17 protein-coding genes, 1 tRNA gene and 1 pseudogene are annotated in these 20,653 nt (G+C 62.2%); 8 read left to right on the forward strand and 11 right to left on the reverse strand.

Annotated features, from left to right (window positions below; genetic code table 11):
* Positions 1–140 precede the first annotated feature (140 nt).
* Positions 141–587, forward strand: coding sequence for a YcgN family cysteine cluster protein (locus JG739_RS10715; protein WP_202367407.1), 447 nt, complete (start codon positions 141–143; stop codon positions 585–587).
* Between the two features lie 242 nt (positions 588–829).
* Positions 830–1,192 carry a hypothetical protein gene (locus JG739_RS10720; RefSeq protein ID WP_202366436.1) on the forward strand — a complete coding sequence of 121 codons (363 nt, stop codon included), beginning with the start codon at positions 830–832 and terminating at the stop codon, positions 1,190–1,192.
* A gap of 119 nt (positions 1,193–1,311) precedes the next feature.
* Here the strand turns inward: JG739_RS10720 and JG739_RS10725 are convergent, their stop codons facing one another.
* The gene (locus JG739_RS10725; protein WP_202366437.1) at positions 1,312–2,022 is read right to left on the reverse strand and encodes an SIMPL domain-containing protein; all 711 of its coding nucleotides are present in this window, start codon (positions 2,020–2,022) and stop codon (positions 1,312–1,314) included.
* 239 nt (positions 2,023–2,261) lie between these two features.
* On the opposite strand from JG739_RS10725, the gene JG739_RS10730 reads away from it, so the two are divergent.
* Positions 2,262–2,337: transfer RNA gene (locus JG739_RS10730), tRNA-Ile, on the forward strand.
* A 405-nt stretch (positions 2,338–2,742) separates the two neighbouring features.
* On the opposite strand, the pseudogene JG739_RS10735 reads toward JG739_RS10730, so the two are convergent.
* From JG739_RS10735 to JG739_RS10750, 4 genes and pseudogenes are all read right to left on the reverse strand, one after another.
* Positions 2,743–3,705: pseudogene (locus JG739_RS10735) on the reverse strand (sugar phosphate isomerase/epimerase family protein).
* Between the two features lie 2 nt (positions 3,706–3,707).
* A complete protein-coding gene (locus JG739_RS36355; RefSeq protein WP_202366438.1) occupies positions 3,708–4,043 on the reverse strand; it encodes a MurR/RpiR family transcriptional regulator in 336 nt (111 codons plus the stop codon).
* Positions 4,040–5,062, reverse strand: a complete 1,023-nt coding sequence (locus tag JG739_RS10745) for a Gfo/Idh/MocA family oxidoreductase (protein ID WP_202366439.1) — start codon at positions 5,060–5,062, stop codon at positions 4,040–4,042. Before JG739_RS10745 ends, JG739_RS36355 begins: the two co-directional genes overlap by 4 nt.
* A gap of 10 nt (positions 5,063–5,072) precedes the next feature.
* On the reverse strand, positions 5,073–5,777 hold the full coding sequence (locus tag JG739_RS10750; protein WP_244749796.1) for an ABC transporter permease: 705 nt from the start codon (positions 5,775–5,777) through the stop codon (positions 5,073–5,075).
* Between JG739_RS10750 and JG739_RS10755 the strand changes: the two genes are divergently transcribed.
* Positions 5,776–6,975, forward strand: a complete 1,200-nt coding sequence (locus tag JG739_RS10755; protein WP_202362577.1) for an IS256 family transposase — start codon at positions 5,776–5,778, stop codon at positions 6,973–6,975. The genes JG739_RS10750 and JG739_RS10755 overlap by 2 nt on opposite strands.
* Before the next feature lie 25 nt (positions 6,976–7,000).
* On the opposite strand, the gene JG739_RS10760 is transcribed toward JG739_RS10755, so the two are convergent.
* The 4 genes from JG739_RS10760 to JG739_RS10775 form a co-directional block, all read right to left on the reverse strand.
* Positions 7,001–7,486 (reverse strand): ABC transporter permease, encoded by a 486-nt coding sequence (locus tag JG739_RS10760; RefSeq protein WP_244749798.1) that lies wholly within the window; start codon positions 7,484–7,486, stop codon positions 7,001–7,003.
* Entirely contained in the window at positions 7,483–8,262 is a 780-nt protein-coding gene (locus JG739_RS10765; RefSeq protein WP_202366440.1) for an ATP-binding cassette domain-containing protein, read from the reverse strand. Before JG739_RS10765 ends, JG739_RS10760 begins: the two co-directional genes overlap by 4 nt.
* Positions 8,263–8,279: 17 nt before the next feature.
* Positions 8,280–9,242, reverse strand: a complete 963-nt coding sequence (locus tag JG739_RS10770) for an ABC transporter permease (protein WP_202366441.1) — start codon at positions 9,240–9,242, stop codon at positions 8,280–8,282.
* A gap of 95 nt (positions 9,243–9,337) precedes the next feature.
* Positions 9,338–10,366: a sugar ABC transporter substrate-binding protein gene (locus tag JG739_RS10775; protein ID WP_202366442.1), complete on the reverse strand. Its 1,029-nt coding sequence runs from the start codon at positions 10,364–10,366 to the stop codon at positions 9,338–9,340.
* A gap of 209 nt (positions 10,367–10,575) precedes the next feature.
* On the opposite strand from JG739_RS10775, the gene JG739_RS10780 reads away from it, so the two are divergent.
* Positions 10,576–11,601, forward strand: coding sequence for a LacI family DNA-binding transcriptional regulator (locus JG739_RS10780; RefSeq protein ID WP_202366443.1), 1,026 nt, complete (start codon positions 10,576–10,578; stop codon positions 11,599–11,601).
* Between the two features lie 743 nt (positions 11,602–12,344).
* Here the strand turns inward: JG739_RS10780 and JG739_RS10785 are convergent.
* On the reverse strand, positions 12,345–13,631 hold the full coding sequence (locus JG739_RS10785; protein WP_202367408.1) for a HAMP domain-containing sensor histidine kinase: 1,287 nt from the start codon (positions 13,629–13,631) through the stop codon (positions 12,345–12,347).
* Entirely contained in the window at positions 13,631–14,320 is a 690-nt protein-coding gene (locus tag JG739_RS10790; protein ID WP_202366444.1) for a response regulator transcription factor, read from the reverse strand. The genes JG739_RS10785 and JG739_RS10790 overlap by 1 nt, the downstream gene beginning before the upstream one ends.
* Before the next feature lie 150 nt (positions 14,321–14,470).
* Between JG739_RS10790 and JG739_RS10795 the strand changes: the two genes are divergently transcribed.
* Genes JG739_RS10795 through JG739_RS10805 form a run of 3 tightly spaced genes read left to right on the forward strand, consistent with a single transcriptional unit; the run spans position 14,471 to position 20,072 of the window.
* A complete protein-coding gene (locus JG739_RS10795; RefSeq protein ID WP_202366445.1) occupies positions 14,471–15,916 on the forward strand; it encodes an efflux transporter outer membrane subunit in 1,446 nt (481 codons plus the stop codon).
* A complete protein-coding gene (locus tag JG739_RS10800; RefSeq protein WP_370464231.1) occupies positions 15,913–16,989 on the forward strand; it encodes an efflux RND transporter periplasmic adaptor subunit in 1,077 nt (358 codons plus the stop codon). The genes JG739_RS10795 and JG739_RS10800 overlap by 4 nt, the downstream gene beginning before the upstream one ends.
* Positions 16,986–20,072, forward strand: coding sequence for an efflux RND transporter permease subunit (locus tag JG739_RS10805; protein ID WP_202366447.1), 3,087 nt, complete (start codon positions 16,986–16,988; stop codon positions 20,070–20,072). Before JG739_RS10800 ends, JG739_RS10805 begins: the two co-directional genes overlap by 4 nt.
* Positions 20,073–20,653: the final 581 nt, after the last annotated feature.

Consider the following 20,653-nt stretch of genomic DNA (forward strand, 5'->3'; position numbering starts at 1 on the left):
ATTAACGGCTACGAAGGGCAATTGGCCGGCGTTTTGAAGGCGACTTCGTGTTATTCCTATGGTGCCGGCCTATGGCGCTGGCCGGGTCTGCGTCTGTTGCGGTGCTTGACCTTCACCCGGCCAGGGGCCACATCCCGTCGATGGAAACGCCGTTCTGGAAAACCAAGGCGCTCGAGGCGATGACCCCGGCCGAGTGGGAATCGCTTTGTGACGGCTGCGGCAAATGCTGCCTGTCGAAACTCGAGGACGAAGACACCGGCGCGATTTACTGGACGAGCGTCGGCTGCCGGCTGTTCGACGCCGAAACTTGTCGCTGTTCCGATTATGCCAACCGGTTGGCACGCGTCCCGGACTGCGTCGGGCTGACGCCGCAGAATGTGCGCACCATCAGTTGGCTGCCCAAGACCTGCGCCTACCGGCTGGTCGCCGAGGGCCACGATCTCTACTGGTGGCATAGGCTGGTGTCAGGCAGTGCCGAGACGGTGCATGAGGCCGGCATCTCCATGCGCGGCCGGGTCAGCGCCAGCGAGACCGATCTTGCCGAGCCGGACGACTATTTCGAGCACATGCTGGACGACGAGCCCTAGCGACGGGCCTTCAGGACCCGGAACCGGCTGCCCGACAGCGCGTTTTCCACCAAAATGGTTCAGAACCGACCGGATTGTCCAGAACCGGAAAGCCGAGAAGACTGCGCAAACATGAACCCGAAATGAACGGCCGGTTCGTAAAAAGTTCAGATACGCAAGCGCATTCTCCTCGCCATCGGTTCGACCAAGACATGATTGGTTCGATCAAAGGCGGGCGGAAGCCCTGAACAAGGAGAGAAGACATGTTCAACACGATCAAGACGGCGGCCCTTTCAGCGCTTATCGGCCTCGGCACGCTTGCCGCCATTCCCGCCACAGCCCATGCAGACAGCATCTATCTCGGCTTCGGCAACGATTATGATCCGCGCGTCGGCGTCTATACCGGCGATGACGATGGTTATTACCGCGAACGCCGCCGCGAACGCGACTGGCGCCGGTCCTGCTCGCCAAACCGCGCCCTCGGCAAGGCAGAGCGCATGGGTCTGCGCCGCGCCCGTATCGTCGACGTCAGCCGCCGCACCGTCAAAGTAGCGGGCCGCCAGTACGGCGACCGCGTGCTGGTCGTGTTTGCCAACGAGCGCGGCTGCCCGGTCCTTTACCGGTAAATGTTCATCCACCGGCAAGGGTGCGGCTCGAAAAAACCCGGAGGATCGGTCCTCCGGGGTTTTTTTCATGCAGCAAAGTCAATGGTGCCGCAACAGGGCCGAACCACTTCAGATGGCGGTCACTTCAACTCGAAAGTGACGGTGACCTGCACCGTGTAGGAATTCTCGCCAGCCTGCACCGGAACCGATTCGCGGGCCGCATCAAAGGCCTTGGCGTTCATCGGTATCGGCGGCGGCGGGACATTCTGGTCGGTGATTTCCAGCACCCGCCCGATGCTGACGCCGGCGGCTTCGGCCAGCGTCCTGGCTTTGGCCATGGCGTCGGCGACCGCCTTCTTGCGGGCTTCGGTGAGAGTTGCCGTTGGATCCTCGTTGGAGAACGAGATGCCGCCGCCCTGGTTGACGCCGAGCGATACCGCCCTGTCGAGAATCTCGCCTGTCTTGTCGATGTCGCGGATGCGCACCGAAAGCGTGTTGGCCACCTGGTAGGCGATGAGTTCGGCCTCCTGGCTGCCGTCCGGCTTGTTGGTATAATTGTAGCGCGGGCTGATCTGGATGCCGGCTGTCTGCAGGTCGCGCTCCTTGATGCCGGCCGACTTCATTGCGGCGATCACCGAAGCCATGGCGTCGTTGTTGGCATCGAGCGCGGCTCGCGCGGTCTTGGCCTCGCGCATGACGCTGAGCGTCAGCAGCGCCAGATCGGGGGCCGCGGTCGCTTCGCCTTCGCCAGTGACGACGATGCGGGGCGGCGGCGGCGAATCGGCGGCGCCGGCGATCGCCGGAAACGCGATTGCGGCGGCGAGCGCCAAGGGCAAAAGATGTCTGGTCATAAAAAAACTCCTCGGTCTGCGATCCAGTCGCGCCTGTCGACTACCGCATCAGCCCAAGAATCGGAATCGATTTCGGGAAGCACGCTGCGTAGATTCAAAAGCGTTAGAGCGTATTTTTCGCGTCTAAGTGGACGCATGTCGCTCTAATGCCTGAATATGGGCTGATTTGGACGATTTCGGCCAGCCCATCCGGAAAGCCTTGTGCGATTCGGGGAAAAACATTAATCCAGCCGCGTGTGGGGCCTGTAGCTCAATGGTTAGAGCCGGCGGCTCATAACCGCTTGGTTGGGGGTTCGAGTCCCTCCGGGCCCACCAGCTTATTATATATCAGTACGTTACGCTTAATTCTTCGAGATTGAATTGAGCGTTGTTGGGATAAGTTCGTGAGTTTTGAATGAAATGATTTTGGGGCCTCTTCGTCAATGTTCTCCGTCTTGTTGATGGCACCTGTCACACGTAGCTCAAGCCTCCGGATTTCGAAAGGCCCCTCAGAGATGCGTGCGGTGATCGGCGGCAACGACGTGCGAATAGGCGGGTCTTGTGACCCCGAAGCGGACTCTCAATTCGTAAAACGCGTGCGGCCGCTTTGCGCCCGATCTCGGCCGTTGCGGTCAACTTTGTGTTGCCTGAAAGCGGCCATTGCCGTCGGCGGGCTGGACGTCGCCGCTGTGCTAACAAAGCAGACACACACGACGGACATGAACCAACAATCAGCAGGAGCTAGATGGCCTGCGGCACGTAGTCGCTCGCCTCGATCGGCATCACAGTCCTTAATAGCTCGACCGATTTCTTTACCCCTTCGAGCCGGGACAACATGACATCCTCGTGTTCGATCGAGAGCCAGCCGTCATAGCCGGCCATTCGCAGCCGGTAGCAGAAGGAGCGCCACCACTCCTCGCCGTGTCAGAAGCCCAGGGTGATATAGCTCCACGAACGTGCCGGAATGTCCATCAGCGAACCGTTCTCCAGGAGGCTGGTCGTCGCCTGCTTCGGAGCGTTGAGGAACGTGTCCTTGGCATGAACGTGGAAGATCGCGTCTCCCAGTGCATCGACTGCCGCGACCGGATCGGCGCCCATCCAGAACAGATGGCTTGGATCGAGATTTGCCCCCACGACCGGGCCGATCTCGGCGCGCAGGCGAAGCAGCGACGGCACGTTGTAGACCAACTGGTTGCCGTGCAGCTCGATGGCGAGTTGATCGACGCCACTCGCCTTCGCCAGCTTCGCAAGTCCATGCCAGTACGGCAGGAGCACGTCTTCCCACTGCCATCTCAGGATGGTCTGCGTCTCCGGCGGCCACGACGATACGATCCAGTTCGGCGTCTTCTCGCCCGGTGCGCCGCTTGGCAGTCCAGACATGAGGCAGACCTTCTTCACGCCAATTTCGCCGGCAATGCGGATCGTCTCCTCGAGGCAGGCAGACTGGGTGCCGCCCGAAACGGGATGCAGCTGATTGCCGTTGGCGTTGAGTGCGACGATCTCCAATCCACGGCTGGCGAAGGCCTTCAAGAAAGCCGTTCGGGCTTGAGGACCGGCCTTCATCCGTTCGAGATCGAAGTGCGGCGCCGAGGACCAATTACCTGTATTGACTTCAACACCGTCCAGGCCGAGTTCGGCAGCAACGTCGAGGACTTCCTCGAAGCTCAATTGTGCGAGGGAGTCGGATACAAACCCCAATTTCATTGCTAGTCCCTCGTTTGCCTGGCCTTCAGAACTTCTCGCTGGAAAAATCTGCGAAGTTCCGCGTAGTTCTGGAAGCCGAGCGCTGCCGCGAAGCGCGTCACCGAACTCGGCGAAACGTCAAGAAGGCCAGCCACTCGGCGGCCGTTGCTCATTGCTATCTCGGCTGGGTGCTCCAGCGCGAAACGGGTTATGCGCATGCTCACTTTCGACAGAGTGGTGGGGTTGCTCAGCACCCACCGTATCAGCGCCGCCATGTCCTCGGGCGGATCGCACGCGACCGACGCGTTTCCGGGCTCGGGGGCACGTCGCGATTCGGATGTTGCGGCGAGGCTCCTCATCGATGCATCCGCCTTTGGTACAGGGCGGGCTTGGCTTCCAAAACGACATTCACACGCCCGCCCGTTGCGAGCGCCTCGACGCCTGCTTCCGCGACCAGCGCGGCGCAGTAGCCATCCCAGGCGTCGGCCGCCACGGCGTGGAACACACCTGACCGGACGAATTCCAGGAACGCTCTATTCTGGAGCCTGTAGGCCTCGGCGAAACGCGGCCGCCAGTCAGTGGCATAGCGTTCGAGCGACTGCATGGACAGATTGTAGCGGGCGTGTATCGGTCCGTTGAGGAAGACTGACCCCTTCTCGCCGACCAGCTCGCCCCGCACGTCGTAGCCATAGGCGGCGTTGTTATTGATCTCGATGTTGACGAGCTGGCCGGTCGTCGTTTCGAGCACCATGAAAACTGGCGCACCCGTCTTCGACGCGTCCACGACGGAGGGCTGGAAGACGGAGATCGACCGGTAGTCGGAGCCGAGCACGAAGCGCGCGACGTCGAATTCGTGCGGAGCCGAGTTGGTGATCGCCATTTGGCCGGTAAAGTTCGCCGGCGCTTCGACGTTGCGGTGGAAGTTGTGCATCATGATCGCCCGCCCGAGCGCCCCGTCGTCGAGCGCGGATTTCATCTCGGCGTAGGACGGGTCGAAGCGGCGCATGAAGCCGAGCTGAACAAACTGTCGCCCGCACGAGGTCTCGGTCTTGATCACGTCGAGACACTCCCTGGCGCTTTGCGACAATGGCTTCTCGCACAGCGCGGGCTTGCCAGCTTCGATCGCAGCGAGCGACAGGGGAGCGTGGGTTTCGTCCGGGCTCGCGATCAGCACGGCGTCGACATCGCTCCGCCTGATGGTATCGAGGGAATCGGTTGCGACATCGACCGCACCGAAGTCGTCAGCGACCTTCCGTGCGCGTTCCAGCGATGCGTCGCAGATCACCTGCAGCTTCGCGCCCGGCAGGCTCTCGGCGACAATCCGGGCATGGTCGGCGCCCATTACACCTGCGCCGATGATCGCCAGCCTGATCGACATCTGCAATCCTCTATTTCTTGAGCGCCCACTGCCGGAGCGATTGATCTCCGTAGGCTGCGAGCACGACGATGATCCCCAGGAAGAGCAGGAACCACTGCGGCGCCACGCCCATCACCACGAGGTAGGACTGAATCGACGAGAGAACGAAGGCGCCGAGCAGTGCCCCGACGAGCGAGATCCGCCCTCCAGCCAGCAGGCACCCGCCCAGGACGCAGGATGCAATCGCCTGCAGCTCCATGAGCCTTCCCATCGAGCCATCGGCGAAGCCGAGCTTGCCCGCTTCCAGCGTTCCGGCGAAGGCGGCGAGCGCGCCGCAGATGACAAAGGCGGAAAGCTTGACGCGACCGACACGGACCCCGCGCGAATGGGCGCTGTCTGCCGACCCACCTACGGCAAGCAGCCGGTTCCCGAAAGGCATCGCGGTGAGTACCACGGTCAAAAGGACCAGAAGCAGGATCAGCCAGTAGAGCGCGGTGTTGAAGCCGAGGAACTCGCCGCCGCCGAGGATCTCGAAACTCCGGCCCTTGCGCGCCGCATAAGGAATGGAGAAGGAAAACCCCTCGGTCAGCGCGATGGCAATGCCGCGAAAGGATAGTGTTCTGAAGGTTCTGCAAAAAGCTCTGGAGAGAGAACAGCCCTTACTCTGAGGCGAGGGGCGGCCATGGCACGCTGGTGACGTTGCGATCACCGATTCCCGTGGAAGGGTAAGTGCCATGACCAAGCGAGAGGTTAGACTGAGCAGAGGCGAGTTGAAAGCGTTGCTGTTGTCGGATGAGGACGGCTTCCGCAGAGTTTTGCAGACTGTGGTGCAGGAGGCTTTGGAAGCCGAGATGACGGAGGCGATCGGGGCCGAGAAAGGCGAGCGGACGACGGAGCGGGTTGGTTACCGGTCCGGCTATTACGAACGCAAGCTTGTGACGCGGGTTGGCGTGCTGGAACTTCGGGTTCCGCAAGATCGGGCCGGCCGGTTCTCGACGGAGTTGTTTGAGCGTTACCAGCGCTCGGAGAAGGCACTGGTATCGGCGCTGGTCGAGATGTACGTGCAAGGCGTGTCGACGCGCAAGGTGAAGGCGATCACCGAGGATCTGTGCGGCCATTCCTTCTCGGCCTCGACGGTAAGCCAGGCGACGGCGCGGCTGGATGAGGCGCTGAAGGCGTTCTTTGAGCAGCGGCTTGCCGAACCTTACCCGTACCTCATTCTGGACGCGCGCTACGAGCGGGCGCGCGAGGCCGGCGTGATCGCCAGCCAGGCCGTCTTGGTGGCGATCGGCGTCGACTGGGAAGGCCGGCGCCAGGTGCTCGGTGTCGAGCTGGCCAACCGTGAAAGCCATTCGAGCTGGCGCGCGTTCGTGGCAGGGCTCAAGCAGCGCGGGCTCGCCGGCGTCGAGTTTGTCGTCTCCGACGACCATCCGGGGCTCAGGGCAGCGATCCGCGAAGTCCTGCCCGAGGCAGTCTGGCAGCGCTGTTACGTGCACTTCCTCAGAAACGCGCTCGATTATGTGCCGCGCAAGGTCGATGACGACTGCCTGATGGAGCTCAGATGGTTCTATGACCGGCGCGACCTCGCCGAGGTCAAGCGCGACCTGGCGCAGTGGATCGCCAAATGGCAGGCCAAATACCCGAAGCTGGTGGATTGGGTGGAGAACAACATCGAGGAGACGCTGAGCTTCTATCGGCTGCCGCTGCCGCATCACAAGCACATGAAGTCGACGAACATGCTGGAGCGGCTGAACCAGGAGATCAAGCGGCGCACCCTGGTCGTTCGCATCTTCCCCAACCCGCAGAGCTGTTTGCGGCTGGTTCGGGCATTGGCGGTGGAGATCCACGAGAACTGGCTCGAGGCGACCCGCTACCTCAACATGGATCATCTGCGCGAGCACAAGAAGGAGAACCTGAGGGCACTGGCCGCCTGACGCGGCCGCCATGTCCGCCGCTCCGCTAAACACGGGGGCTGCGCGGCGGACACGCCAACGTCACCGCTGAATGCCACGCCATTTTTGCAGAACTTGACGCACACAACTCGCGAAAGATCATCAGCGTGCCAAGCGTGATGATCAGCGAGGGCGTACCGGTTCGGGTGACAAGCAGCCCGTTAAGCGAACCTATTGCCGCGCCGACGGCTGCGGCCGCTACGGCCGCGGCGGCAGGGTCGACCCGGGCCGCGAGCCACAGATAGACCAGCGCGCCCATGCCGAAGGTCGAGCCGACGGAAATGTCGATCTCGCCGGTGCCGATAACCAGCGCAACGCCGAGCGTCATCAGGCCGAGCGTAGCGGTCACCTGGAGGATCGTGCCGAAATTGTAGATGTTCGCCCACCGCCCGTCGGACGTGGTCGAAAAGAATGCGACCAGTGCGACGGCGATCAACAGGATGCCGATCTCGGCATGCCGCCTCACCAGCGGTTTTATCGCGGCAAGGCTCATGAGAGTGCTTCCCGCCTCTCGACGACGCGGCCGCCCTGACGGATGACCTCCTCGAGCTGTTCGGCCGTCATCTTGCTGGTCGAGGCATCCTCGATCTTCTCGCCGTTCTCCATGATGACGATGCGGTCGGCGAGCTTGTGCACCTGGAAGATGTCGTGAGTGATGTAAATCACGAGCAAGCCCTGCTTCTTGAGCTGCACGGCAAGTTCGTTGACGTGCTCGCGTTCGCGTACTGAAAGATGGTTGGTCGGCTCGTCCATGATGACGACCCGATTCCTGAACTCGACCGCGCGGCCGATCTTGACCGACTGGCGTTCACCGCCCGACAGGCGTTCGACTTCATCGTCGGCGGAGACGTTGTCGCGGAGTCCGAACTGACGGATCACGCGTGTCGACTTGTCGCGCATCGTCGCGAAATCGAGAAATGGAATGCCGAGGATGCGCCGGACCGGCTCTCGGCCGAGGTAGAAGTTTCGCGCGATCGAGAGGTTGTCGCACAGGCCCACCGACTGCTGGATCGTCTCGATGCCTTGATCGATTGAGAGCTTGGGATGGAACTTCTCGACGCGCTGTCCGTCGAAATAGACCTCGCCCGAAGTCGGGGTATGCATGCCGCACAGTACGCGGATCAGGGTCGTCTTTCCCGCGCCGTTGTCGCCGACCAATCCGACGAGTTCGCCTGCATGGAAATCGACCGATACGCTCTTGAGCGCATGGAAAGCGCCGAAGTAAAGGTCGAGATTCTTGACCTGGATGAGGGGATGACCGTTTGTCATGCGAGCCTGCTCCCGCGTCAAACGCTGTGCCCGAGGCGGCGGGCCAGGAGCTGGTTGAAGATGACCGCTACGATGAGCACGACGCCGACGAAGGTGATGTACCAGGAGGACGGCGCCCCGAGCGCTATAAGTTCGTAACGGAAGCTCACGACGATGAAGGCGCCGAGCACGGCGCCCACGAGAGAACCACGTCCGCCGGTGAGCAGACAGCCGCCTATCACCGCAGCGGAAATGGCCTCCAGCTCCATCAGCTCGCCCAATGTGACGTGCGTCTGCGGTCGGTCACACAAGGTCAAGACGCCGGCAAATCCCGCGAGCAGCGCGCAGAGAACGAAGGCCGTAACCTTCACCCGATTGCTGCGAACCCCACGAGATTCCGCGCTTTCCTTGCTGCCGCCCGTCGCCAGCAATTGGTTGCCGAAAGGCGTGACCCAGAGCAGCAGATTGAGCGCGAGGCCGACAGCGATCAGCCAGAAGATGGCCGCCTCGATGCCGAAAAGCTCGCCTCCCAGCAGCCGGGTCACCGGATGATTGCGGGCATCCTCGGAGAAATTGTGCACCGAGCCGCCTGTCCAGACATAGATGATGCCGCGGGCGGTAAAGAGACCGCCAAGCGTGACAATCATCGAGGGCAACTGTCCTTTCACCACCGCGATCGCCTGGACAAGTCCCGCGAGAGCGGCGATGACAAGTGCCGCCAGCAGCGACCCGGGCACGCCAAGCGTTGGCTCCAGCGTAATGAAGGCGACTCCGGTCAGGCCGTAGACCGAGCCGACCGACAGATCAATCTCCTTGCACATGATCACCAGTGCTTGCCCCATCGCCACGAACCCGAGGATCGCGGTGAACTGAACGACGTTGGCGATGGTCTGCCTGGTCCACCAGCCCGAGACGTCGATCATCGTGAACGCGGCAAGCATGATCACCACGCCGATGATGGCGCCGAGGCCCTGGGTGTGAGTAAGCTGTTTGACAGTCATTGCAGAGCGCCAGAATGGAGGCTCAAGCCTCGCTAAGGAGAGCGGGACAGCCGAGCTCCCTCGTTGCTCGACCGTCCCGCCTCGGGAGGAACGCCTCACCAGGTGTTCTGCTCGTCGTAGGCCTTGTCGCCGAACACGCCACGGACCAGCGTGGCCCAGTTGTCGGCGTTGTCCTTGTTGATGATGACCGGCCCGGTCAGGATGTCCGACTGCGGCGCATAGCCGAACTCCTTGTTCCAGTAGAGCCATTCCATCGGCGCGTAGCCCTGCAGCCAGAAGCCCTGGCTGTTGGTCGCGAGAAGATGGCCGGCGCGAACGCCCTCGATAGAAACCGGCCCTTCGTCGACGGTCAGCACTGTCACGCCCTTGCCATCGACGTCGGGGTCGAGACCCATGTCCTTGGCGACGCCCCAAGCCCAGGGCGATGACCAGCCGGCAACGGTGAAGACGTAGTTCGTGTCGGTGTTGGCCTGCAGGAACGACTGCAACGTATTGCGGGCAGTCGCGGGCTCGGCGCCGATGAAAAGCTCATCGACCTTGGCGCCCGCCTTTTCCATCGCGTCCCTCATCCCGGCACACCGGGCCTTGAGACCCTGGTGGGCGGAGTCGTGGCTGGCGCAAACGACACGCGTCGGCTTCGGGATTTCACCAGCCTCGACTTTGGCGAGCGCGTATTCGCCGAGCTTCTTGCCCGTCAGATATTCGTCGCCGCCGACATAGGTCAGGTAGGGAATGCGCTCGCCGTCGGGACGCGCATCCGGAATGTTGAAGGCAACCACCGGAATACCGGCGTCGATCGCCTTGCGCAGCGGACCCTCGAAAGCATCGGAACTCACGATCGGAACGGCGATGCCGTCAGGACCGGTCGAGATTGCTTGCTCGAGAAGACGGACATGCTCCTGGACCGAGTAGTTGTTGGTCGAGATGTACTCGGTCTTGACGTTCGGATACTTCTTCTCGAACTCCTCCATCGACTTCGTCAGCCAGCCCATGTTCGGGTCGTTGGATCCGATATGGGAAACCATCACGAAGCGGTACTGCTTCTGGTCCTGGGCGACCGCCACGCTGCTGAGCGCCGTGGCAGCCAAAAGGGTGGTGGCAAGCACCTTACACGTAAGCTTCATTGGATTCTCCTCCGCAAGCTCCTCCAGGAGCAACGCTATTATTTGGATTGAAATCGCATCACTCAAGGACATCAATGATGCATTTGTGATGTAATATACCTCATTAATCGCGAGGCGACGTGGAGGAACGCAAACGCCTTGTATGATAAGCCTTTACAGGCGCGGTGGCGCTAGCGGATGATGTCGTAGACATCACGATCGGAGGCGAAATGACGATTCGAAGGGCGTCGGGAACTTGGAAGGGGCCAACCGTACGCGAAATCGCGGAGCTCGCGACTGTGGGACCTGCCACGGTCGATCGCGTCCTCAACAACCGCCACGGCGTTCGGGAAAAGACGCGGCAGCGCGTGCTTGGCGCGCTCGACAAGCTGTCGCAGGAACGGTCGGAAATCGAGTCGCCGCTGTCGGTGCGCCTGTTTTGCGAGTCCGGCGAGACCTTCAATGCCGCGATGGCCGCGGCGGCGGCCGAGGTCAACCGGTCGGTTCCCGGCGCCTCGATCGAGGCGCACTACGTGACGACGAGCCAGCTTGAGCCAGGCGTATTCGGCCGCCGGATCGAACACGACGGAAGCGAAGCCGACGGCGTCGTCGTCGTGGCGCGGGAGCATCCAGCGATCAATCGGGCCATACGCAAACTGCGCTCGGTCGGGATGCCCGTCGTGTGCCTCACGACGGACCTGCCGAGCTCTCGGCGGAGCACCTATGTCGGCAACGATCAGTATGCGGCCGGCAGCGTCGCGGCCCTGCTGATCGGGAACGGTTTGCCGAAGGAGCGAAACAACATCCTGATCGTGATGAGCGTGCCGTTTCGGTGCCAGCAGGAGCGGGAGATGGGTTTCCGCAGGGTTCTGCGCTCGGATTTCCCCTACCTGAAGATCGAGGAAAGGGTAATTTCGTGCGACAGGCCGGAGACCACGTGCGAGCAGCTCATCCGCTTCTTTGAGACCAACGATCATCCCGCCGCCATCTACAACGTCGCGGGCGCGAACCGCGGCGTGGCCAAGGCGCTTGAAACCGTCGGAAAAGCCGGCAAGACGGTCTTTGTGGGGCACGAACTGACGAACAACTCCCGCGCGCTGTTGGAGTCGGGCGTAATGGACTACGTCATCTCGCACGACTTCGCCGGTGAGCTAACGGCGGCCGTCAGGTGGATACGCGACAACCTCAACGGAGCGACGGCCGAACCGCCTCACTCCCAGATTCTGGTCCACACGCGTTATAATTGCGGGCTCTGAGCGGCCAAAATCAAAGCTAGTCACTGCGCAGGTGTCCCCCTGTGGGTAGATCACGACGATGCGCACACCGACCTGAATGCCGGCTGTTGAAGATCCGAGGCCTGAAGCTGCCAGTCCGCTCGCGGCCGCAAACACGACATCTAATGATCGGTTTGGCGAGGACGGCTCGGTGGGCGAAGGCGGCATAGACAGCTAATGTCGCCCGACGACGGTTGCGGAACCATACGGAACGATACGGGAAGGATGTCTGATCTGTGCCCACGAAAAGGGAAATAAGATCAAGGCTTTGAGTACGTCCTCCGGGTCCACCAAAACAGTAAACATCAATCACTTACATCTGCTTCTTTTCAAGCAGATGTAGCAATCTCCGCCAACGTGGTAGCCTTCCAATAAAACTGGTTGGGCTCTTTCCGTCAATTTCTCCTTCTCGCAGAAAGCTCTGGACGCACACCTAACCTAACGATGCTAACCTCGAAAGACCTCCCTACAGTGCATGCGGTAATCGGCGGCAACGACGTGCGAATAAGCGGGTTTGACTCGTACCAAGCTCTCAATTCGTAATGTGCGAACGGCCGCTTTGAGCCTCATCTCCGTCATTCACACACTCCGAGCCCCCACTGAAAGCGGACATGTTTGTCGCACCGATCTCATTGTCGGACAGAAAGTTCCAGAGCCCTACCGGTGCACCGGGTGATGATGAGAACTACGTTTGCGCCATAGCCCTCTTTTAAGGGGCTCCACCCCTAAGTGGCTCCGCCCCGTTTATGGGCAGTCGCCTGGGGAATCTCCAAGGTGACCGCCAGGCCACCACGGGCGGCTGTCGAAGCTGTGACCCGGCCACCATGCTGTTCGATTGCTTGCCTTGTGATGGCCAGACCAAGTCCGAAGCCGTTTAGCGCAGCCGCATCGGTTCCGCGCGAAAACGGCTGGAAGATTCTCTCGAGTTCGGACACCGGCACGCCCGGCCCTTCATCCGTGACCGTCACACGAAGCGTCCCGTCGACAATTTGGGAGCAAATCGAAACGCGGGAGTTGTCGGGGGAATATTTCAAGGCATTGCGAATGACGTTCTCGAAGGCGCGATAGATCAACTCCCCATCGACCTCCGCGACGAACGCGGCGGCGCGGTCGTGGGAAACGGCAATCCCACGCGCCTGAGCCTCGAAAGTTGCGTCCTCGACGATCTCGTTAAGCAAATCCATCAGATCGAGTGTCTGTACGGCGCGATCGCCCGAGCCGGCGGTCAATCGAGCAAGCGTGAGGATCTCACCAACCAGTCCGTCGATTCGCTCGATTTCGCGATCCATGCGATCCATCATGGCCTCAAGCTTCGACGGATTCTGCCGAAGCACACCGGTTGCCGCCTGAAGCCGGGACAGCGGCGAGCGCAGCTCATGGGACACATCGTGGAACAGTCGCTGCTGGACCTCCTGGAGCTCCTGCAGGCGCGCGGCGCTGGCATCGAAGTCATGGGCCAGCGCCATCACCTCGTCCTTCCGGCCATCCATTTTGTCGCCGATGCGGACATCGAACCGGCCATGGGCAAGAGCGCTCAGACCGTGACGGAGATAGGCGACGGGGCGAATGAGATAACGGGCGAGCCAGAAGGCGGACACCGCGCTTGCGATGAGGGCGGATAGCCATGGCACCAGCTTTGGCCAAGTCCCCGCGACGATACCGGGTTCAGGGGTGGTCGATGTTACGCGGATGCATCTGCCGTCGGCAACGACGTCACGCATCGTCTCGGTATCGATATCGCCGCAAACGCTAGCCGGACCGATTTCGGATATAGACAGTTCGACAAGCTGAGGCGCCGCCCTTGCAGCCCGCGCGAACGATTTGGCAGCCTCCTCTCCTTCTTGTGCCAACAACCGTTCTGCCACATCAAGGGCGAAAACCCGCTGCTGGCGTGCGATGTCCTGGGAGAGCGGGCCGACATCGAGCAAGGCGCTTATTGCGAACAAACCTGCGATTGAGGCTGCCATCATCAACCAGGTGATGGTGAAGAACTTCCAGAACAGGCCACGCATCATGGGTCCTGCAGGAACTGATAGCCCTGTCCCCGCACGGACTGTATCCAGGATTGGCCATCCTCCCTGCTGCCGAGCTTCTGTCTGACGCTGCTCAAATGAACGTCGATCCGCCGGTCAAAAGGCGTCAGTGGCCGTCCGAAGGCATGCTTCGATATCTCCTGCTTGGAGACGAGCTGGCCGGCATTGCGGGCAAGCACCTCGAGCAGGCTGAACTCGGTGCCTGTCAGCTCCAGATGCTCGCCGCCCCATTCCGCGGTCCGGTTTCCCGGTTGCATGACGAGCTCGCCCACCCGTATGACATCCTGCGAGATGCCGCCACCAGAGGAGCCGACACGGCGCAATATGGCCTTCAGCCGTGCCGCGAGCTCGCCGGGCGAGCACGGCTTGGGCACATAATCGTCGGCGCCGAGATTAAGCCCGGCGATCCGGTCCGCATCATCGCCCTTGGCCGTCAGCATCAGGACGGGCACCTGACTCAGCCGCCTGATCCGCTGGAGGACGTCGATGCCGTTCATGTGCGGCATCATGATGTCGAGGACGATGATGTCGACGGCGCTCGACGCAGCCTGGGCGATCGCGGCGCGCCCGTCCTGCGCTGTCGCGACCTCGAAACCCTCTTCGGAGAGATATTCCTTCAGGAGCGTCGTGAGATCGACGTCGTCGTCGATGAGGAGAACCTTTGCCATCCTGGAAGCCTGTCGTTCATTCAGGACACAGCCATACAAGACAAATGCCTGTCGGACAGTCGATTTTACCTATCTTAACACTGGCTTGACCCTACTTAACATTCCGCCTGCTACGGACGTCAGAAAATCGTCGGCTGTCCGGGCAGGTCAATGAAAACTGCACTCGAAAAGAAACTTCTGCCGTGCGTGTCAGTCGCACTCAGTCTGCTTCTGTCCGGCTGCGCCACATTCGCAGAGCTCCGACCGGCGGACCTCAGAATCGCGAATGTCTGGCACGCGACAGTGCCGCATGGCGGCAAGACATCCAGCCTCGTGTCGTGGTGGTCGACCTTCAACGATCCGTCGCTGACCTCTCTCATCGGCTATGCCGAGGAGGAGAACCCCAGCCTAGCTTCGGCCGCCGCCGACATCGAAAAGGCGCGCGCGACACTGGCTTCCGCACGGGCGAGCCTGTTTCCGGGGCTGGACGGCTCGGCCTCCGTCACGCGTTCCGGCACGGACGGCGATGCCTACAACCGCATTGCCGCCTCGACGACCTCGAGCGGCGGCCTGGACGCGTCGTGGGAAATCGATCTGTTCGGCAAGACGCGGCAAAAGAGCGAAGCGGCGCAGCTTCGGGTCCATGAACAGATCGCCAACTGGCACGAGGCGCGGGTCTCTCTCGCCGCCGAAGTGGCCGACTACTATGTGCAGTACCGGGCCTGCCGGCAGCTCGAGAACGCTTACAGCGTTGAGCTCGCCTCGCAACGGGAAACAATCCGCGCCACGGAGACGGCCGCCACCTCCGGCCTCACTTCCACCGCCGACCTGGCCTTGGCGCGAGCGAGCGCTGCCTCATCCTCCTCGACACTGACGGCGCAGCGGGCCGAATGCGAGGTCCTGGTCAAATCGCTCGCCCAGGTCACCGGCGGTGACGAGGCAAGGGTTCGCCAGTTGCTGGCCAAGGGCAAGACAGGCATCCCGACGCCGAAGAACTTCAAGCTCGCCGCTGTGCCGGCCGATGCCCTGCGGCAGCGTCCGGACATTAGCGCGCTCGAACTGGAACTGGCCGCCTCCATTGCCGATGTCGGCGCGGCTAAAGCCGATCTCTATCCGAGCCTGAGCCTCGGCGGCTCGGTGACGATCAGCGCTTCATCGCTGACAGGTGAATCTCTCCCCTGGTCCTTCGGCCCCGCGCTGACCATTCCCTTGCTTGACGGTGGATCACGACTGGCCGTCGTCAAGAGCACGATCGCCGACTACGACACGGCTGTCGCCAACTACAAGTCCGGGGTCCTGAGCGCGGTGGCAGAAGTCGAGACCGCGCTCGTTCGAGTCGACAGCACCCGCAGGCGGATCGGTGACGCCAGCGGCGCGGCCCGTAACTACCGGACCTACTTCAACTCGATCGATTCGAACTGGCGGGCGGGCGGCGTCAGCCTGCTCGACCGAGAAGAAGCCCGTCGCTCGGCGCAGTCGGCGGAGATCTCGCTCATCGAAATCAGGCGCGATGCGGTCCGCTACTGGATCGCGCTCTACAAGGCGCTCGGCGGAGGCTGGGACGCTGGCGCCGCCTCGCCGCCGCAGCGCCAGACGAAGACACAAGGACTTTTCTGATGCAGCCCGCCCGCCTTCTGCTTGCCCTGTTCGCCGGGGCAAACCTTGCTCTCGCCGCCACGCCCTCGCATGCGCAGCAGCAGGAAGCCGCGGCTCTGACCGTGGCCGTCGTCAAGCCGGCGGAACGCCAATGGGCGGAGACCGTGCCGGCGAGCGGCTGGCTGAAGCCCTGGCACGAGGCGATCATCGCCTCGGAGATCGGCGGTCTTCGCATCACGGATGTCCTCGTCGATGTCGGGTCGGTGGTCTCGAAGGGCCAGCCGCTCGTCCGGCTGGCGGACGAGACCGTGCTTGCGGATTTGCGCAAGGAAGAAGCGGCGCTCGAAACGGCAAAAGCCGATCTCGCCAAGGCGAAGTCGAATGCGGACCGTGCGCGTAAGGTGCAGGGCAGCGGCGCGCTTTCGGACGAGAAAGTCACGGAATACCTGATTGCCGAGCAGACTGCCGAAGCCAGCCTCAAATCAGCGCAAGCCACGCTGGAAAGCCAGAAGATCAAGGTCGATCAGACCACAATCGTCGCGGTCGACGACGGACTGATCAGCTCCCGTTCCGCACAGCTCGGCGCCGTGGTTTCGTCCGGCACCGAGCTATTCCGGCTCGTGCGGCAGCAACGCGTCGAATGGCAGGCCGAGGTCTCGGCGCGCTATCTTCCGCACATTATCCAAGGCCTTGACGCTGAAATTGCGAGCCCCGGCGACAGGCGGATCGAAGGGAACGTCAGGCTGGTCGGCCCGACCGTCAGCACCGATACGGGCCGCGCTATCGTCTATGTCACACTGCCGCCGGAAGATCATCCTCCGGTCGGCATCTATGTCACCGGGCAGATCGAGTTGCAGTCGACGAGCGCCCTCACGGTGCCCGAGACGGCGCTCGTCTTCCGCGATGGCATCAACTACGTCTTCACGGTCGATGCGGATCGCCGCGCCGCGCGGGTGCGGATCGAGACCGGACGGCGCAATAGCGCGGAGGTGGAAATCCTGTCCGGCATCGATCGATCCGCCTCGGTTGTGAAGTCCGGCGGCGCCTTCCTTTCGGACAAGGCTCTGGTCCGGGTCGAGGGAGAAACACAATGAACTTCTCCGCCTGGTCAATCCGCAATCCCGTTCCCTCGATTCTGCTTTTTGTCCTGCTGACCGTGGGCGGCTTGCTCGCCTTCGAGCGGCTCGCCGTCCAGAATTTTCCCGACATGGACCTGCCGACGGTGAAAATCACCGCGACGCTGGAGGGTGCTGCCCCGTCGCAACTGGAGACCGAGGTCGCCCGGAAGATCGAGGACAATCTCGCCTCGCTCAGCCTGCTCGATCACATCACCACGACCATCACCGACGGGTCCGTGTCGATCAGCGTGTCCTTCGAACTGGAGAAGGACAGCGAGGCGGCCCTCAACGAGGTCCGCAACGCCGTGGACAGCACGACGGACCTGCCGGCCGACATGGAATCGCCGAGCGTCACCAAGGTCACGGTGCAAAGCTCACCGCTGATCACCTATGCCGTCCGCTCGACCCGGCTCAACGAGACGGAGCTGTCCTGGTTCGTCGACAACGACATGACCAAGGCCCTGCTGTCCGTGTCCGGGGTCGGTGAAGTAAGCCGGATGGGGGGAATCGACCGCGAGGTGCATGTCGATCTCAACCCGCAGATCATGGGATCGCTCGGGATCACGGCCGCCACGGTCTCTTCCCGCCTGAGATCAGTCCAGGCGGACAGTTCGGGCGGCCGTGGCGAGATCGGCGGCAACAGGCAGACGATCCGCACGCTCGGGGCCGTCGCGTCGGTCGAGGATTTGAAGGCCCTCGCGATACCGCTGCCGAACGGCAAGCTGGTGCGCCTCGACGAGATCGGCACGGTGACCGACAGCTTCGCCGACCGCTCTTCGCTTGCCTATCTCGACGGACAACCGGTGATCGGCGTCGAAATCAAGCGTTCCAACGGCTTTTCGGATACCGGCGTCGCAGCCGCCATCCAGGCCGCGATGCAGGACTTTGCGCGCGCCAATCCCGACGCGGAAATTATCGAGGCCTACAGCATGGTCGGGCCGATCATCGAGAACTATGACGGTTCGATGCACATGCTTTACGAGGGCGCCATCCTCGCCGTCGTCGTGGTCTGGCTGTTCTTGCGCAACTGGCGGGCAACCTTCCTGTCGGCGATAGCACTCCCCCTGTCTGTCATCCCGACCTTCCTGGCGATGTATCTCGCGGATTTCAGCCTGAACACGGTGACGCTGCTCGCGCTCTCCCTGGTGGTCGGCATCCTCGTCGACGACGCCATCGTGGAAGTCGAGAATATCGCCCGTCACCTGAACATGGGGAAATCGCCGATGGATGCGGCGTTGGAGGCTGCCGACGAGATCGGCCTTGCCGTCATCGCCACGACCTTCACACTGGTCGCCGTGTTCCTGCCGACCGCATTCATGAGCGGCATTCCCGGTCTCATCTTCCGCCAGTTTGGCGTTACGGCGGCCGTCGCTGTCCTGGCCTCCCTTCTGGTCGCGCGCCTGCTGACGCCGATGATGGCCGCCTACATGATGAAGGCGCATCCGTCTGAAGAGAAGGACGGCCACATGATGCGCGCCTATATGGCGATCATGAAAGCCTGCCTCAGCCATCGGAAGCTGACGGTGCTTGGCGTTTGCGTCTTTCTCGGCCTGTCCCTGTCGACAATTCCCTTTTTCAAATCGGGCTTTTTGCCGGCCTCCGACGACGCGCAGACGAAAGTCACGCTGACGCTGCAACCCGGCAGCACCATCGATCAGACGGATGCGACGACGCGGCATGCCGTGGACATCATCATGAAGCTTCCGGACGTAACCCGCGTGTTCTCGTCGGTGGGAAGTGCTTCCTCGGGCGGTGGCCTGGATGCCTCGGCGACGAGCGACGTCGCCTCGGCAACCCTCGTCGTCAATCTGACGCCGATCGGCGATCGCGACCGGAAACAATCAGAGATCGAGAACGATATCCGGCAGGCGCTTGCCGTGCTGCCGGGCGTGCGGGTCGAAGTCGGGACGGGTGGAAACGGGACGACGCTGGAAATCACGCTCGCCAGCGACGATACCGATGCCCTCGATCGGGCCGGCAGCGCGCTTGAGGAGCAGTTGCGCACCCTGGAAGCCATCGGGGCCGTCACGTCCAGCGCCTCCCTCCAGGCGCCCGAGGTCCAGATCGTACCTGATTTTACGCGAGCGGCGGCACTCGGCGTCACATCGGAAGCAATTTCCGAAGCGGTCCGCGTCGCGACCAACGGCGATTACTCCACGTCCATGGCGAAGCTAAACCTCCCGCAGCGCCAGATCTCGATCCGGGTGCGGCTCGACCCCAAAAACAGAATGACGCTGGACGATATCGCCAACCTTCGCGTGAGCGGTACGAACGGCAATGTCGACCTTGGTTCCATCGCCGACATCCACATCGGCGGCAGCCCGGCCGAGATCAACCGCATCGACCGCTCGCGCAACGTCACCCTGTCGGTAGAGCTCAACGGCCGCATCCTCGGTGACGTAAACCGCGAGGCCCAGGCGCTACCCGCCCTCAAGAACCTGCCGCAAGGCGTCCGGCTCGTCGAGCAAGGTGAGTTGCAGCGCAGTTCCGAACTGTTCGAAAGCTTCGGCATCGCCATGGCGATCGGCGTGTTCTGCATCTACGCCGTGCTGGTCCTGCTCTTCCACGATTTCCTGCAGCCCCTCACCATCCTCATGGCGTTGCCGCTGTCGCTCGGCGGAGCGCTTCTGCCGCTCATCGTCACCGACACGAGCTTCTCCCTGCCGGCGGTCATCGGACTGCTCATGCTGATGGGCGTGGTGACGAAGAACTCCATCTTGCTGGTCGAATACGCCATCATGGCACGGCGTGGCGGCATGGCGCGCTTCGATGCCCTGGTGGATGCCTGCCACAAGCGGGCACGCCCGATCATCATGACCACGATCGCCATGGGATGCGGCATGCTGCCGGCGGCCTTGAGTCTCAGCGGCGGGGATGGAAGTTTCCGCCAGCCCATGGCGATCGTCGTGATCGGCGGGCTGCTGACCTCCACATTCCTCAGCCTGCTCGTCATCCCGGTCATCTTCACCTTCGTCGACGACTTCCTCGAACTTCTCAAGCGGCCGTTTCGCGGGAGACAAGGGAAAAAGACGCAACCGATGCCTGCGGAAGCTGGCTGACTGGTTGTGCGATCGGAGGTGGCGCGGCGGGTGTGCGCCGGCCAGGTCAACGTCGATGGCGGAGCTTCGACGCGCCTTTCGGTAGCTGCGGGATGTCCGGATCGGCCGTGAGAACGGTCGGTACGGCCTTGATGATTTTCTCGAATATCGGTTGCTGTAGCAGCCGCGGCGCAAGATATGAGCGCGATGGAATTCACGCAGGTGAAGCTGCAGGTCGAGCCGGGCGTTGCAGCGGTCACGTTAGATGGCCCGGACAGAATGAACGGCGTTAACGCCGTCATGGAGCGTGAGTTCTAGGCAGCCATGAGGCAAGTCGACGCTGACCCGCAAGTGCGCATCGCTGTCCTGACTGGCGAGGGGCGGGCTTTCTACGCCGGCATGGACGTGACGAAACTTGAGGCCCTTGCTGAGGCAAGCGCGGCACCGGTATCGGATGTCGCCGTCAGTTCCGGCATGGCTCGGAGGAGGTTTTCAGCCGCGCCTTCCGTCCGCTTGCTGATGACTTCAGCCTAGAAGCTGTCCATCCGAAACCGGCCCAAACACGACATCTAATGATCGGTTTGGCGAGGACGGCTCGGTGG

The organism is Mesorhizobium sp. L-2-11, from assembly GCF_016756595.1.
GTDB lineage: Bacteria > Pseudomonadota > Alphaproteobacteria > Rhizobiales > Rhizobiaceae > Mesorhizobium.